This is a genomic window from Streptomyces sp. NPDC047130, from assembly GCF_040643475.1.
Taxonomy (GTDB): domain Bacteria; phylum Actinomycetota; class Actinomycetes; order Streptomycetales; family Streptomycetaceae; genus Streptomyces.
This window is the reverse complement of the sequence record NZ_JBEYUK010000001.1, coordinates 186,027-200,138: the sequence shown is the minus strand read 5'-3', so window position 1 is coordinate 200,138 and position 14,112 is coordinate 186,027. Positions and strand designations below refer to the sequence as shown.

Genomic DNA, 14,112 nt, shown 5'->3' with positions numbered 1-14,112 from the left:
GTCCACAATGCCGCATAACGGTCATATTTACTCCTAGTCTGACAGTGCGCTCGTCCGAGAGGATCTCCCGGCTTGCGCACCTGTCCCCCTCCGGCTATCGGGAAGGACGGCCCACCCATGCCCGCAGACCTCGCCGTCATCGGACTCGGCCCGCTCGGCCTGCCGCTGGCCCAGGCCGCCGTCGCCGCCGGCGTCCCCACCCTCGGCTACCGCCTCGGACCGGACTCCGGATCCCTGACCGCCGCCGAACTCCGCCGCATGCTGGCCCGCGGCTTCCGCCCCACCGACCGTCCCGACGAACTCGGCAAGGTCCGCACCGCCGTCATCTGCGCCCCCGTCACCCGTGCGGCCGACGACGGCCTGGACCTCACCGAGGTCGCCACCGCGGCCCGGACCCTCGCCGCCCGGCTGCGTCCCCACACCACCGTGATCCTCGAGTCGCCGGTCCACCCGGGCACCACCGAGGGCTTCCTGCGCGACCTGCTGGAGCAGGGGTCGGGGCTGCTGGCCGGGCGGGACTTCCACCTCGCCTACTCCCCCAGCCGCGTCGACCCCGGCAACCGCGCCTGGACGCCGGCCAACACCCCCACCGTGGTCGGCGGCCTCACCCCCGCCTGCACCGAATCCGCCATCGCCTTCTACTCCCGGATCACCGACCGCGTGGTCCGCGCCCGCGGTCTGCGCGAGGCGGAGACCGTGCACCTGCTGGAGACCAACTTCCGGCACGTCAACATCGCCCTGGTCAACGAGATGGCGGTGGTCTGCCACGACCTCGGCGTCGACCTGTGGGACGTCATCCGCTGCGCCGAGACCAAGCCTTTCGGCTTCGAGGCGTTCCGCCCCGGCCCCGGCGTCGGCGGCCACGGCCTCCCCCGCGACCTGACCTCCCGGACCGCGGGCGCGGCGGGGCCGACCCTGCGCATGGTGGAACTCGCCCGCCGCGTCAACGCCGGTATGCCGGGCTACGTGTCCCGCCGGGCCGCCGCCCTGCTCAACGAGCACGGCAAGTCGGCGCGCGGCGCCCGGGTCCTGCTGCTCGGCGTCACCTACAAGCCCGACCTCGACGACGACCGCCACTCCCCCGCCGAGGAGATCGCCGCCCACCTCGGCGCCCTGGGCGCCGAGGTGGTCTTCCACGACCCCTACGTCGGCGAGTGGCGCGTTCGCGGCCGGTCCGTGCCCCGCGCCGACTCCGTCCACGAGGCCGCGGCCGACGCCGACCTGACGATCCTCCTCCAGCAGCACCGGGCGTACGACCTGCAGAGCCTCTCGGTCAAGGCGCAACTCCTGCTCGACACCAGGGGGGCGACGCCGACGGGTGCGGCGCACCGTCTCTGACGAAGTGACAGGTCACGGGCGGGCGGCCGCCGGCCGAAATCGTGCGAGGACGGCAGGTCCCCACTGCTACTCTGCCCACTCTTCGTACACACGCTCGTACCCACGGGGGACCTGTCATGACCCAACCCACGCCTCCTCAGCCGGCCGAGGGCAACCCGTACGCCGCCGCTCCCGGTGTCCCGCCGCAGGGCGGCGCACCGCAGGGCCAGCCGGCTCCGCAGGGCTACCCAGGCGCGCCCGTTTACGGCGCCCCCGCTCCGTCCTACAGCTCCCCGGCGATCCCCGCCCTCCCCTCCGGCGGCAAGCTGGCGCTGGGCGCGGTGGCCGGCCTGGTCACGGGTCTGGTGGCGGCCGTGGTCTACGGCCTGATCCTGGGCAAGGCCGAGGTGGAGATCGGCTACGCCGCGGTGGGCGTGGGCGCCCTCGTGGGCCTGGTCGCGGGCAAGCTGGGCGGCGGCAACCCGGTGACGGGCGCGATCGCCGCGATCGTCTCGCTGGGCTCCGTCTACCTGGGCCAGCTCATCGGCATCGCCGTCTTCGCGGCGGACAGCCCGCTGCTCCCCTACGACAGCTTCTTCCAGGTGCTGGTCGAGGACTTCTCCATCGTCCAGCAGGCCTGGAGCGAGGAGCTCGACTTCCTGAGCTTCGTCTTCATCGCCCTCGGCGGCGCGGCGGCGTTCAGCGTCGCCAAGAAGGTCGGCAGCGACTGATCCGGCGCCCCGGACGAGACGAAGGGCCCGCCCCCGGACGAACCGGTGGGCGGGCCCTCGTGCGTGACGGGTGGGTGTCAGCGGCGGTGCTGGGAGTCCCCGACGGTCACCTCGACGCGCTGGAACTCCTTGAGCTCGCTGTAGCCCGTGGTCGCCATGGCCCGCTTGAGCGCGCCGAAGAAGTTCATCGACCCGTCCGGCGAGTGGGACGGCCCGGTGAGGATCTCCTCCAGGGTGCCCACGGTGCCCAGCGCGACCTTCTTGCCGCGCGGCAGCTCGGCGTTGACCGCCTCCATGCCCCAGTGGTGGCCCTTGCCCGGCGCGTCGGTGGCGCGCGCCAGCGGGGAGCCGATCATCACCGAGTCCGCGCCGCAGGCGATCGCCTTGGGCAGGTCGCCGGACCAGCCCACGCCGCCGTCGGCGATCACGTGCACGTACCGGCCGCCGGACTCGTCCATGTAGTCCCGGCGCGCCGCCGCCACGTCGGCGACCGCGGTGGCCATCGGCACCTGGATGCCCAGCACGTTGCGCGTGGTGTGCGCGGCGCCGCCGCCGAAGCCGACCAGCACGCCCGCCGCGCCGGTGCGCATCAGGTGCAGCGCGGCCGTGTAGGTGGCGCAGCCGCCCACGATGACCGGCACGTCCAGCTCGTAGATGAACTGCTTCAGGTTGAGCGGCTCGTGCGAGGAGGACACGTGCTCCGCCGACACGGTGGTGCCGCGGATCACGAAGATGTCGACGCCGGCGTCCACGACCGTCTTGGAGAACTCGGCCGTGCGCTGCGGGGAGAGCGCCGCGGCGGTGACCACACCGGCGTCGCGCACCTCCTTGATGCGCTGCCCGATCAGTTCCTCCTTGATCGGCGCGGCGTAGATCTCCTGGAGGCGGCGGGTGGCGGCCTCGGCCGGCAGCTCGGCGATCTCGTCGAGCAGCGGCTGCGGGTCGTCGTACCGGGTCCACAGGCCCTCGAGGTTGAGGACGCCGAGGCCCCCCATCTCGCCGATGCGGATGGCGGTGGCCGGGGAGACGACCGAGTCCATCGGCGCGGCCAGGAACGGCAGCTCGAAGCGGTAGGCGTCGATCTGCCACGCGATCGAGACCTCCTGCGGGTCCCGCGTGCGGCGGCTCGGGACGACAGCGATGTCGTCGAAGGCGTACGCCCGGCGGCCGCGCTTGCCGCGCCCGATCTCGATCTCAGTCACGTCTGTGGCCTTTCCCTCTGCTTGTCAGGCGTCATCCAGTATCGCCGACGCCCATGCAGAGGGCGGCCCCGCGCCCGGCGGGACCGCCCTTCTGCGGTGTTTTCGGTGCTTCCGCTTACGGCTTGCCGCTGTAGTTCGGCGCCTCGACCGTCATCTGGATGTCATGCGGGTGGCTCTCCTTGAGGCCCGCCGAGGTGATCCGGACGAAGCGGCCCTTGGACTCCATCTCCTCGATGGTCGCCGCGCCCACGTAGCCCATGGTCTGGCGCAGGCCGCCGACGAGCTGGTGCAGCACGTTGGAGAGCGGGCCCCGGTAGGGGACCTGGCCCTCGATGCCCTCGGGGACGAGCTTCTCGTCGGAGGCGACCTCGGCCTGGAAGTAGCGGTCCTTGGAGTAGGACTTGCCCTGGCCGCGGGACTGCATCGCGCCGAGCGAGCCCATGCCGCGGTAGGACTTGAACTGCTTGCCGTTGATGAACTGCAGCTCGCCCGGGGACTCCTCGCAGCCGGCCAGCAGGCTGCCCAGCATCACGCTGTCCGCGCCGGCGGCCAGCGCCTTGCCGATGTCGCCGGAGTACTGCAGGCCGCCGTCGCCGATGACCGGCACACCGGCCGGGCGGGCGGCGAGGGACGCCTCGTAGATGGCGCTGACCTGCGGGACGCCGATGCCGGCGACGACGCGGGTGGTGCAGATGGAGCCGGGTCCGACACCGACCTTCACGCCGTCGGCGCCGGCGTCGATGATCGCCTGGGCGCCGTCACGGGTGGCGACGTTGCCGCCGATCACGTCGACGTCCACCGCGGACTTGATCTTCGCCATCCAGGACAGGGCGTTGCTGTTGTGGCCGTGGGAGGTGTCGACGATCAGGAAGTCCACACCGGCGGCGGCCAGCGCCTGGGCCCGCTCCAGCGCCTCGGGGCTCGCGCCCACGGCGGCGCCGACGAGCAGCCGGCCCTCGGAGTCCTTGGCGGCGTTGGGGTACTGCTCGGCCTTGACGAAGTCCTTGACCGTGATCAGGCCCTTGAGCACGCCCGCGTCGTCGACCAGCGGCAGCTTCTCGATCTTGTGCTTGCGGAGCAGCTCGATCGCGTCCGCACCGGAGATGCCGACCTTGCCCGTGACCAGCGGCATCGGCGTCATGACCTCGTGCACCTTGCGGCTGCGGTCGGTCTCGAAGGCCATGTCGCGGTTGGTGACGATGCCCAGCAGCTTGCCCGCCGGGTCGGTGACCGGGACGCCGCTGATGCGGAACTTGGCGCACAGCGCGTCGGCCTCGGCGAGGGTGGCCTCGGGGTGCACGGTGATCGGGTCCGTCACCATGCCGGACTCGGAGCGCTTCACCAGGTCGACCTGGTTGACCTGGTCCTCGATGGAGAGGTTGCGGTGGAGCACGCCGACGCCGCCCTGCCGGGCCATGGCGATGGCCATCCGGGACTCGGTCACCTTGTCCATCGCCGCCGAGAGCAGCGGGATGTTGACCTTGATGTTCCGGGAGATCCGGGTGGAGGTGTCGACCGCGTTGGGGAGGACGTCCGACGCTCCCGGTAGCAGCAACACGTCGTCGTAGGTCAGCCCGAGTGTCGCGAACTTGGCGGGCACTCCGTCGACGTTTGCAGTCATGACACCTTCCCCAAATGGCCTTGATCGGTGCGGATGTCCATGCTAACGGGATCCTGGGGTCCGGCATTCCACCATTCGTGGGCGTGGTGGGTGACACCCCGGCCCCGCGTTCGGTTACCGGGGGTGATCGCCGGCCGCGCCGCGGTGACGGAGGGGGCCGTGCCCCACGGTCGGGACGCGCCGTGGCCGGAAACCGCCGGTCGCACCGTCGCGCGCAGTGACCGTCACTGCTCGGCGAGCGCCCGCAGACGGCTCAGCGCACGGTGCTGGGCGACCCGCACGGCACCGGGTGACATTCCCAACATCTGGCCGGTTTCCTCCGCCGTGAGGCCGACCGCGATCCGCAGCAGCAGCAGCTCCCGCTGGTTCTCCGGGAGGTTGGCGAGCAGCTTCTTGGCCCACTCGGCGTCGCTGCTGAGCAGCGCCCGCTCCTCGGGGCCGAGGGAGTCGTCGGGCCGCTCGGGCATCTCGTCCGACGGCACCGCCGTGGATCCGGGGTGGCGCATCGCGGCGCGCTGCAGGTCGGCGACCTTGTGCGCGGCGATGGCGAAGACGAAGGCCTCGAAGGGCCGGCCCGTGTCCCGGTAGCGCGGGAGGGCCAGGAGCACCGCGACGCACACCTCCTGCGCCAGGTCCTCCACGAAGTGGCGGGCGTCGCCCGGGAGCCTGGACAGCCGGGTGCGGCAGTACCGCAGGGCCAGCGGGTGCACCCGGGCCAGCAGGTCGTGCGTCGCCTGTTCGTCGCCGTCGACGGCACGAAGGACGAGGGCACCGATCACCGTCGTCTCGTCGTCGCGCATCGCTCCATGGTGCCCTGGAGCCTGCGAGCCAGGTCCGCCACGGTCCTGGTTGTGCACCGAAGCGTTATGAGCAGGTGCGCCGGCACTCATCCCCTGCGCCCTCCCCTTCCGCTCGACCGACTCGTCCCCGAGAACTCCACATCCTCAAGGATGCGGCATCCGCCGGGAAACGAGCATCGGGCACCCGTCGGGAGGTTCTGACGTCTCCGTCACAGGTGCGGCAGGCGGGTCTCCCGGAGCGTTCTCCGGGACCCCGCCGTGACGCAGTCATCGAGGCGACCCACGGGTGTGGGTCCTACCGGACCAGGCCCCAGCGGAAGCCGAGTGCCACGGCGTGCGCCCGGTCCGAGGCGCCGAGCTTCTTGAAGAGCCGGCGGGCGTGCGTCTTGACCGTGTCCTCGGAGAGGAACAGCTCACGGCCGATCTCCGCGTTGGAACGGCCGTGGCTCATGCCCTCGAGGACCTGGATCTCACGGGCCGTGAGCGTGGGCGCTGCGCCCATCTCGGCGGACCGCAGACGGCGCGGGGCGAGCCGCCACGTCGGGTCGGCGAGGGCCTGCGTCACCGTGGCGCGCAGTTCGGCCCGGGAGGCGTCCTTGTGCAGGTAGCCGCGGGCGCCGGCGGCGACGGCGAGCGCCACACCGTCCAGGTCCTCGGCGACGGTGAGCATGATGATCCGCGCCCCGGGGTCGGCGGAGAGGAGGCGGCGGACCGTCTCGACACCGCCCAGGCCGGGCATGCGGACGTCCATGAGAATGAGGTCCGAGCGGTCGGCGCCCCAGCGGCGGAGGACTTCCTCGCCGTTGGCCGCCGTCGTCACACGCTCGACGCCGGGCACGGTCGCGACCGCGCGGCGGAGCGCCTCTCGGGCAAGCGGGGAGTCGTCGCAGACGAGGACGGAAGTCATGACCGCCCTCCGCAGCTGATGCGCGTCACCTTGAGCCTCCAGGCTGGTACGAAATCGTCACCTGTGCGGTCGATCCTTCGTGGGCCTCTCGGATCATCCACCCGAGCGCTTGTTCCGTCGACCGCCTCGCCCTCTCAACGACGGTCACTCGAAAGAGTTACGGGGAGAAAGGCCGCCTTCAGCACTCTACGTGAGGGGTTCATCACGTATCGGTTACACACAGCATGCACACAAGTTTTCCTCACGCACTCTGACCCGTTTGGTCCCTTTTCTTCCCTTTTGCTGGTGTCTGTAGCTAGATTCGCAATGAGTCATATTTTCATCTCCTTAGATCGTTCGTAGATCTTCATTGATCGCGGGTACGCGGTCGCCGAACCGGCAACCAGCACCAAGGGGACACGCCATGGCTGATTTCTCCCGCCTTCCCGGGCCGAACGCGGATCTGTGGGACTGGCAGCTCCACGCCGCCTGCCGAGGGGTCGACAGTTCGCTGTTCTTCCATCCGGAGGGAGAACGCGGGGCGGCCCGCAGCGCACGTGAGAACTCGGCCAAGGAGGTGTGCATGCGGTGCCCGGTACGGGCCGAGTGCGCCGCGCACGCACTGGCGGTCCGGGAGCCCTACGGAGTGTGGGGCGGGCTCACGGAGGACGAACGCGAGGAACTGATGGGGCGGGCGCGGCACCGCCTCGTCCCGGTGCCGGACCGGGGGCCGCGGGCCCACGACGTGGACGGCCCGCACCGCGGGGACCACGGGGACCACCGGCCCTTCGGGGACCACGGGGGCCACGGGGACTTCTAGCGCCGCGGCTCGCGGCCGACGCCCGAGAGCAAACGTTTCTGCTGGTTACCGGGGTGAGACGGCGTGAGGCCGCGTCAGGCGGCGTGAGCCCGACCGGGCTCAGCCGCGGGTCGTTCCGGCGCGCTCCAGCTGGGCGAGGGTGGCCGCCACGGCGGGAACGTGTTCCAGGTCGGGAAGGGTGAGGGCGACGATCTCGCGCCGCACCGCCGGTTCCACGCGGACCTCGCGGACGCCCCGCCCCCTGACCGACTCCACCGCCAGCCGGGGCAGCACCGCCACGCCCAGGCCCGCGCCGACCAGCCCGGCCACGGCCGGGTAGTCGTCCGTCGCGAAGTCGATCCGCGGCGTGAAGCCGGCCTCCGCGCACACCTGCACCAGCTGTCCGCGGCACCGCGGACAGCCCGCGATCCACGGTTCCCCGGCCAGCTCGCCGATGCCCACCGACTCGGCGGACGCCAGCCGGTGCCCCTCGGGCACCAGACCCACCAGGCGGTCGCTGAGCAGCGGCCGCACCACCAGGTCGTCCCACTCCTCCGACTCGGCGGCGCCCGAGGCCGCCGCGTAGCGGAAGGCGAGCGCCACGTCGCAGTCACCGGCGCGCAGCATCTCCACCGAGCGCGGCGGCTCGGCCTCCTCCAGCGACACCTGGGTGCCGGGGTGCTCGGCCCGCAGCGCGGCCAGCGCCGTCGGCACCAGCGTGGAGCTGCCGCTCGGGAACGACACGAGGCGGACCCGGCCCGCCCGCAGCCCGGCGATCGCCGCCACCTCCTCCTCGGCGGCGGTCAGCCCGGCGAGGATGCCCGCGGCGTGCCGCACCAGGACCTCACCGGCCTGGGTGAGCCGCATGCCGCGGCCCGCCCGGACGATCAGGGGGGTGCCGGCCGAGGACTCCAGCGCCTTCATCTGCTGGCTGACGGCGGGCTGCGTGCAGCCCAGCTCGCGGGCCGCCGCGGAGAACGAACCGGTGGCGGCGACGGCGCGCAGGACACGGAGATGACGGGCCTCGATCACCCTTCCGAGCATAAGTCAGCCTTGGAGCGGAACGGCAAAAACCACCTCCCGCTTTGATGCCGTCGGCGCTACCGTGCGGCGTATGAAGGTGCTCTCGCTCAACCTCGGGTCCGCCGTCGCGGTGCCGTACACCCAGCAGCCGGACGGTCTGACCGGCATCGACAAACGCCCGGTGGACGGCCCCGTCCGCGTCTTCGCCCCCGGCCCGAAGGGCACCGGGGCGAGCGGCATGACCGGCGACGCGGTCTGCCACACCCGCCACCACGGCGGCGACGACCAGGCGGTCTACGCGTACGCCCGCGAGGACCTCGACGAGTGGGAGCGCGATCTCGGCCGGCCGCTGCGCAGCGGCGTCTTCGGCGAGAACCTGACCGTCTCCGGCCTCGACGTCTCCGGCGCCCGGGTGGGAGAGCGGTGGCGGGTGGGCCCCGAGGTCGTCCTCCAGGTCACCTCGCCGCGCATCCCCTGCGGCACCTTCCAGGGCCACATGGGCGAGCCGCAGTGGGTGAAGCGGTTCACGGCCAAGGGCGCACCCGGCGCCTACCTGCGCGTGCTCACCCCCGGTGAGATCCGCCCGGGGGACGCGGTGGAGGTGATCCACCGCCCCGGCCACGACGTCACCGTCGCGCTGGTCTTCCGCGCGCTGATGGTGGAGCGCGCCCTGCTGCCCCGCCTCCTGGAGGCCGGTGAGGACCTTCCGGCGGAGGAGCGCGAGGTCGTGCGGAAGTACCGGGGGCGGCAGGCGCCCTGACCGGCGTTCGTCCACCGGCCGCCCCGCCTCCCCCGGGCCCGTCGGCCTGCATAACCTGACCCCATGACCACTGCTCTGATCACAGGTTCGACGGCCGGCCTCGGCGCCGCCTTCGCACGACGGCTGGCCGCCCGGGGGCACAACCTGGTGCTGGTGGCCAGGGACACCGAGCGGCTGCGCACGCAGGCGACCGAGCTGCACGACCGGCACGGCATCGAGGCCGAGGTGCTCACCGCGGACCTCGCCACCGACCAGGGCATCGAGGCGGTGGCCGCCCGCCTCTCCGACCGCCGGAACTCGGTCGACCTGCTGGTCAACAACGCGGGCTTCGGCAACAAGGGCCGCTACCTGGAGGTCCCCCTCGCGGACGAGCTGCGGATGCTCAAGGTGCACTGCGAGGCGGTGCTGCGTCTGACCTCCGCGGCGGTCGAGGGGATGCGGGAGCGCCACCGCGGCGGCGTGATCAACGTGGCCTCGGTCGCCGCGTTCGTCCCGCGCGGCACGTACGGCGCGTCCAAGGCCTGGGTCGTGCAGTTCACCCAGGGGGCGGCCCGTGACGTCGCCGGCGACGGGGTCCGCCTGATGGCCCTGTGCCCCGGTTTCGTGCGCACCGAGTTCCACGAGCGCGCGGGCATGGGCACGGACAACATCCCCGGCTGGATGTGGCTGGACGCCGACAAGGTGGTCACGGCCGCCCTCGACGACCTGGCCCGCGGCAAGACCCTCTCCATCCCGGACCCCCGCTACAAGGCGCTGATGGGTCTCACCAAGCTGGTCCCCCGCAACCTGATCGGCGGGGTCTCCTCCTCCGCGGGGCGGAAGTACGGGCCGAGCCGCTGATCCGGACGTCGCGGACCGTCCCCGTCCCGGTTCCGGTCCGCGTCCTCGTCCGTCCCGGTCCGGTCCCCGGCCGTCCCGGTTCCGGTCCCCGGCCGTGGCCGCCTCCTGGAGAGGCGGCCACGGCCGTGTCACAGCGCCGGCAGGCCCGCCGCCGTCGGTCGGAAGCCGCACGCGTCGACGTGGAAGGGGCGCAGCGGCTCCTCGGGGTCGACGCGCGGCCACCGGCACCCCGCCCGCCCCCGCCTCCCGCGCCGCCGGCCGGACCAGGACGGCCCGGTCCCCTCGCCCTGCCGCTCCAGGGCGACCGCGGTGTCGAGCGGGAACGTGTGCGTGCCGCCGTCCCACGCGACGTCGACGAACCCCACGAGCCTCCCGCCGCCGCGCGCGCAGACCGGCCGAGGCTGTGCCCCCTCGGGTGCGCCTCCCATCGGCCGTCGCCGGGCGGGTGCCCGAACGCCACGGCATGCGGGGCCTCCGGCTCTGCGTCCTGGACGTGGCCGGGCCACTCGCAGCGGATCGTCCTGCGTGCGCCCCGCTCCTTCGGCCCGTTCGCTCAGCCGCAGCAGCCTCCGCCGTCCTGCGCGGGGCGCTCGGCCAGGTGGAGGAGCTGCGGGGTCCGCACGGCCTGCGGCTCGGGAGCGGCCGGGGTTGCCGGGGCCGCCGGGGTGGCCGCGGTTGCCGGGGTGGCCGCGGTTGCCGGGTCGGCAGGGGTGGCCGGGGTGCAGCAGCCGCTGTCCGCGGCCTGTCCGGTGGCGGAGGTGTCGAAGAGTCCCGCGCCGCCGCAGACGCCGGTCTCCGGGAGGACCAGTTCGGAACGGTCGGCGGCCTCGGGGTCACCGGCCAGCGCGGCGACGACCGACCGGACCTGCTCGTAGCCGGTGAGGGCGAGGAAGGTCGGGGCGCGGCCGTAGGACTTGGCGCCGACCAGGTGGAAGTTCCGCTCGGGATGCGCGAGTTCGCGGTGGCCGTGCGGGCGGACCGTGCCGCAGGAGTGCTGGTTGGGGTCGATCAGCGGGGCCAGCTCGGCGGGGGCCTGCAGCCGCTCGTCGAGGCGGAGGCGGATCTCGGAGAGGAACGACAGGTCCGGGCGGAGGCCGGTCAGCACGATCACCTCGTCGACCGGATCGAGGCGGCGGCCGTCCTCGGCCACCAGGACGACGCGCCCCTCGCGATCCCGCTCGACGGCCGCCGTGCGGAAGCCGGTGACGGCGTCGGCGTGTCCCTGGTCCACCGCGGCCCGGGCGGAGAGGCCGAGCGCGCCGCGGGCGGGGAGTTGGTCATCGGCGCCACCGCCGAAGGTGGAGCCGGAGATGCCGCGGCGCAGGACCCAGGCGGTGTGCGTCCCCGCGCCGTCCTCCGCCGCGGCCAGCTCGGCCAACGCGGCCAACGCGGTGAACGCGGAGGCGCCGGAGCCGACGACCGCGGTGCGGCGCCCGGCGTAGCGGGCCCGCACGGCGGGGTCGGCCAGGTCGGGCACCCGGTAGGTGGTCCGGTCCGCGGCGGCCTTCTCCCCCGGGGCGGGCAGCCCGTCGCCGCCGGCCGGGCCCGGCAGCGTCCAGGTGCCGGAGGCGTCGATCACCGCGGCGGCGAGCAGCCGCTCCTCGCGGCCGTCGGCGTGGGTGACGTGCACGGTGAACGGCTGGGTCTCCCGGCCGGCGTCGACCACCCGGTCCCGGGCCGCGCGGGACACGCCGGTGACGGTGGTGCCATAGCGGACCGCGTCCCCGAGGACGTCGGCCAGCGGCTGCAGGTACCGCTCGGCCCAGTCCCCGCCGGTGGGGTACGAAGCGGCGTCGGGGCGCGTCCAGCCGGTGGGGGCGAGGAGCTTCTCGGCCTCCGCGTCCACCAGTTCGCTCCAGGTGGAGAAGAGCCGCACGTGCGCCCACTCCCGCACCGCGGCCCCGGCGGCCCGCCCCGCCTCGAGCACCAGCGGGGTCAGCCCGCGCCCGGTCAGGTGCGCGGCGGCCGCCAGGCCGACGGGCCCGGCTCCGATGACGACGACGGGAAGCTGCTGCTCGGTCACGTCTGCCTTCTCCCGGCCGGTGTATCGATGAACGTCGATCTCTTGCCGTCGACACCCTGCCAGCTACTTCGACAACCGTCAACATAGACATCCATCGAACAGCTGAACCCGCTTCTCGTCCAGTTGACGATAAAGGGCCGGGCGCTATATCGTCATGCTGACGAAAACGGTTCGACGGCTGGAGCCCTTCATGGCTGACATCATCAAGCGCCTCGGCATGCGCCACCTGCGGGGAACCCCCACCGCGCACATCCGGCACCACCGTTCCGGACGGCTGGTGCACGAGGGGCCCGGCATCAGCTTCTGGTACCGGTCGTTGACCGCCGCCCTCTCCGAGGTGCCGGTGGACGACCGTGAGCTGGCGATGACCTTCCACGCCCGCACCGCCGACTTCCAGGACGTCACGGTGCAGGCCACGGTCACCTACCGGATCGGCGACCCCGCGGTCGCCGCCGAGCGGCTGGACTTCTCCATCGACCCGGACACCGGCGTCTGGCGCGGCTCGCCCCTGGAGCAACTGTCCACGCTGCTCACCGAGTCGGCGCAGCAGCAGGTGCTCGACGTGATGGCACGCACTCCGCTGGAGCGGGCGCTGGCGGACGGCGTGGGGCTGGTGAGGGAGAGGGTCGCCGCCGGGCTGGCCGCCGAGCCGCGGCTGCCGGCGACGGGCATCGAGATCGTCACCGTGCGGGTGGTGGCGCTGCGGCCCGAGCCCGAGGTGGAGCGGGCGCTGCGCACCCCGGCGCGGGAGCGGATCCAGCAGGAGGCGGACCGGGCCACGTACGAGCGGCGCGCGGTGGCCGTGGAGCGCGAGCGGACCATCGCCGAGAACGAACTGGCCAGCAAGATCGAACTCGCCCGGCGGGAGGAGCAGTTGGTCGACCAGCACGGCACCAACGCCCGCCGCCAGGCGGAGGAGCAGGCCGCCGCCGACGCGGTGCGGGCCGAGGCCGAGGCCGCGCGCACGGTGCGACTGGCGCAGGCCCAGGCCCAGGCGGAACGGGAGACCGGCGCGGCCAAGGCCGAGGCGCAGGCCGCCTGGCTGCGGGTGCACGCCGAGGTCGACGCCGGGACGCTGCGGGCCCTCACCGGCATGCAGCTCGCCCAGCACGTGCCCGACATCGCGAGCCTCACCGTCTCGCCGGACGTCCTCACCGGCCTGCTGGCCAAGCTGGCCGGCACGCACTCGGGACCGGCCGCATGAGCCTCGCGCCGCGCGCCGTGCTGGTGCACCGGGCCACCGAGTACGAGGAACTGGTGGCCCGGCACGGCACCCACGGTCAGGCCGCGTTCTTCCTCGCCTCCCGCGGGCGGAGCATCGACGAGGTCGCCGACCGTCACGCCCGCAACCACCGGGCGCTGGCCGAGGTGGCCGCGGCGGTGCCGCTGACCTGGCGGCAGGCGCGGGTGGAGCGGCGGGACGTGGACCGGTTCCTGTTCGCGCCGGAGGACGTGGTGGTCGTGGTCGGGCAGGACGGGCTGGTCGCCAACGTCGCCAAGTACCTGTCCGGGCAGCCGGTGATCGGCGTCGACACGGACCCGGGCCGCAACCCCGGCGTCCTGGTCCGGCACCGTCCCGGCGCCGCGGGCCGGCTGCTGCGTCACGCGGCGCGGCCGTCGGCGCGGGCCGACGAGCTCACCATGGTGGAGGCGGTCGCGGACGACACCCAGCGGCTGACCGCCCTCAACGAGATCTACCTCGGCGCCCCCGGCCACCGCACCGCCCGCTACCGGCTGGGTCTCGACGCCCCCTCCGACGCTGCGGAGTCGCAGGCGTCCTCCGGCGTCCTGGTCGGCACGGGCACGGGCGCGACCGGCTGGATCCGCTCCGTCCGGCAGGAACGCCCGGAGCCCGGCCGGCTCGCTCTCCCCGCCCCGACCGAGGACCGGCTCCTCTGGTACGTCCGCGAGGCCTGGCCCTCGCCGGGGACCGGCACCTCACTGGTCGCCGGCGAGCTGACCGCCCGCGCCCGCCTCTCCCTCACCGTGGAGTCCGAGCACCTGGTGGCCTTCGGCGACGGCATGGAGGACGACGCCCTCGCCCTCACCTGGGGCCAGACCGTCCGCGTCGGCGTCTGCGAGGACCGCCTGCGGCTGGTGTGAACACTTG

At 73.3% G+C, this 14,112-nt stretch carries 13 protein-coding genes and 1 pseudogene; 7 read left to right on the top strand and 7 right to left on the bottom strand.

What is annotated here, in order from left to right:
- The first annotated feature begins 117 nt into the window (after nucleotides 1-117).
- Together ABZ836_RS00970 and ABZ836_RS00965 are read left to right on the top strand one after the other, a co-directional pair.
- On the top strand, nucleotides 118-1,338 hold the full coding sequence (locus ABZ836_RS00970) for a nucleotide sugar dehydrogenase (RefSeq protein WP_361138153.1): 1,221 nt from the start codon (nucleotides 118-120) through the stop codon (nucleotides 1,336-1,338).
- A 116-nt stretch (nucleotides 1,339-1,454) separates the two neighbouring features.
- Nucleotides 1,455-2,048, top strand: coding sequence for a hypothetical protein (locus ABZ836_RS00965; RefSeq protein WP_356128765.1), 594 nt, complete (start codon nucleotides 1,455-1,457; stop codon nucleotides 2,046-2,048).
- Nucleotides 2,049-2,125: 77 nt separating this feature from the next.
- Here ABZ836_RS00965 and ABZ836_RS00960 read toward each other — a convergent pair whose 3' ends face one another.
- From ABZ836_RS00960 to ABZ836_RS00945, 4 genes are all read right to left on the bottom strand, one after another.
- Nucleotides 2,126-3,250: a GuaB3 family IMP dehydrogenase-related protein gene (locus ABZ836_RS00960; protein WP_361138151.1), complete on the bottom strand. Its 1,125-nt coding sequence runs from the start codon at nucleotides 3,248-3,250 to the stop codon at nucleotides 2,126-2,128.
- Nucleotides 3,251-3,365: 115 nt separating this feature from the next.
- On the bottom strand, nucleotides 3,366-4,871 hold the full coding sequence (gene guaB, locus ABZ836_RS00955) for an IMP dehydrogenase (protein ID WP_356128760.1): 1,506 nt from the start codon (nucleotides 4,869-4,871) through the stop codon (nucleotides 3,366-3,368).
- 224 nt (nucleotides 4,872-5,095) lie between these two features.
- The gene (locus tag ABZ836_RS00950) at nucleotides 5,096-5,671 is read right to left on the bottom strand and encodes a sigma-70 family RNA polymerase sigma factor (protein WP_356128757.1); all 576 of its coding nucleotides are present in this window, start codon (nucleotides 5,669-5,671) and stop codon (nucleotides 5,096-5,098) included.
- A gap of 295 nt (nucleotides 5,672-5,966) precedes the next feature.
- Nucleotides 5,967-6,578, bottom strand: a complete 612-nt coding sequence (locus ABZ836_RS00945) for a response regulator transcription factor (RefSeq protein WP_003948568.1) — start codon at nucleotides 6,576-6,578, stop codon at nucleotides 5,967-5,969.
- Between the two features lie 403 nt (nucleotides 6,579-6,981).
- On the opposite strand from ABZ836_RS00945, the pseudogene ABZ836_RS00940 reads away from it, so the two are divergent.
- Nucleotides 6,982-7,269, top strand: a pseudogene (locus ABZ836_RS00940) (WhiB family transcriptional regulator); the annotation flags it as partial.
- Nucleotides 7,270-7,476: 207 nt separating this feature from the next.
- Here ABZ836_RS00940 and ABZ836_RS00935 read toward each other — a convergent pair.
- Nucleotides 7,477-8,388 carry a LysR family transcriptional regulator gene (locus ABZ836_RS00935; RefSeq protein WP_356128751.1) on the bottom strand — a complete coding sequence of 304 codons (912 nt, stop codon included), beginning with the start codon at nucleotides 8,386-8,388 and terminating at the stop codon, nucleotides 7,477-7,479.
- Between the two features lie 82 nt (nucleotides 8,389-8,470).
- Between ABZ836_RS00935 and ABZ836_RS00930 the strand changes: the two genes are divergently transcribed.
- Both ABZ836_RS00930 and ABZ836_RS00925 read left to right on the top strand, forming a co-directional pair.
- On the top strand, nucleotides 8,471-9,139 hold the full coding sequence (locus ABZ836_RS00930) for an MOSC domain-containing protein (RefSeq protein WP_361138148.1): 669 nt from the start codon (nucleotides 8,471-8,473) through the stop codon (nucleotides 9,137-9,139).
- Between the two features lie 63 nt (nucleotides 9,140-9,202).
- On the top strand, nucleotides 9,203-9,979 hold the full coding sequence (locus tag ABZ836_RS00925; protein WP_356128746.1) for an SDR family oxidoreductase: 777 nt from the start codon (nucleotides 9,203-9,205) through the stop codon (nucleotides 9,977-9,979).
- Nucleotides 9,980-10,107: 128 nt separating this feature from the next.
- Here ABZ836_RS00925 and ABZ836_RS00920 read toward each other — a convergent pair whose 3' ends face one another.
- Complete coding sequence (locus ABZ836_RS00920; protein ID WP_361138146.1) at nucleotides 10,108-10,344, bottom strand: hypothetical protein; 237 nt, start codon at nucleotides 10,342-10,344, stop codon at nucleotides 10,108-10,110.
- Between the two features lie 188 nt (nucleotides 10,345-10,532).
- Nucleotides 10,533-12,002 (bottom strand): NAD(P)-binding domain-containing protein, encoded by a 1,470-nt coding sequence (locus tag ABZ836_RS00915; protein ID WP_361138144.1) that lies wholly within the window; start codon nucleotides 12,000-12,002, stop codon nucleotides 10,533-10,535.
- 190 nt (nucleotides 12,003-12,192) lie between these two features.
- On the opposite strand from ABZ836_RS00915, the gene ABZ836_RS00910 reads away from it, so the two are divergent.
- Nucleotides 12,193-13,206: an SPFH domain-containing protein gene (locus ABZ836_RS00910; RefSeq protein WP_361138142.1), complete on the top strand. Its 1,014-nt coding sequence runs from the start codon at nucleotides 12,193-12,195 to the stop codon at nucleotides 13,204-13,206.
- Complete coding sequence (locus tag ABZ836_RS00905; protein ID WP_361138140.1) at nucleotides 13,203-14,105, top strand: hypothetical protein; 903 nt, start codon at nucleotides 13,203-13,205, stop codon at nucleotides 14,103-14,105. Before ABZ836_RS00910 ends, ABZ836_RS00905 begins: the two co-directional genes overlap by 4 nt.
- Nucleotides 14,106-14,112 lie beyond the last annotated feature (7 nt).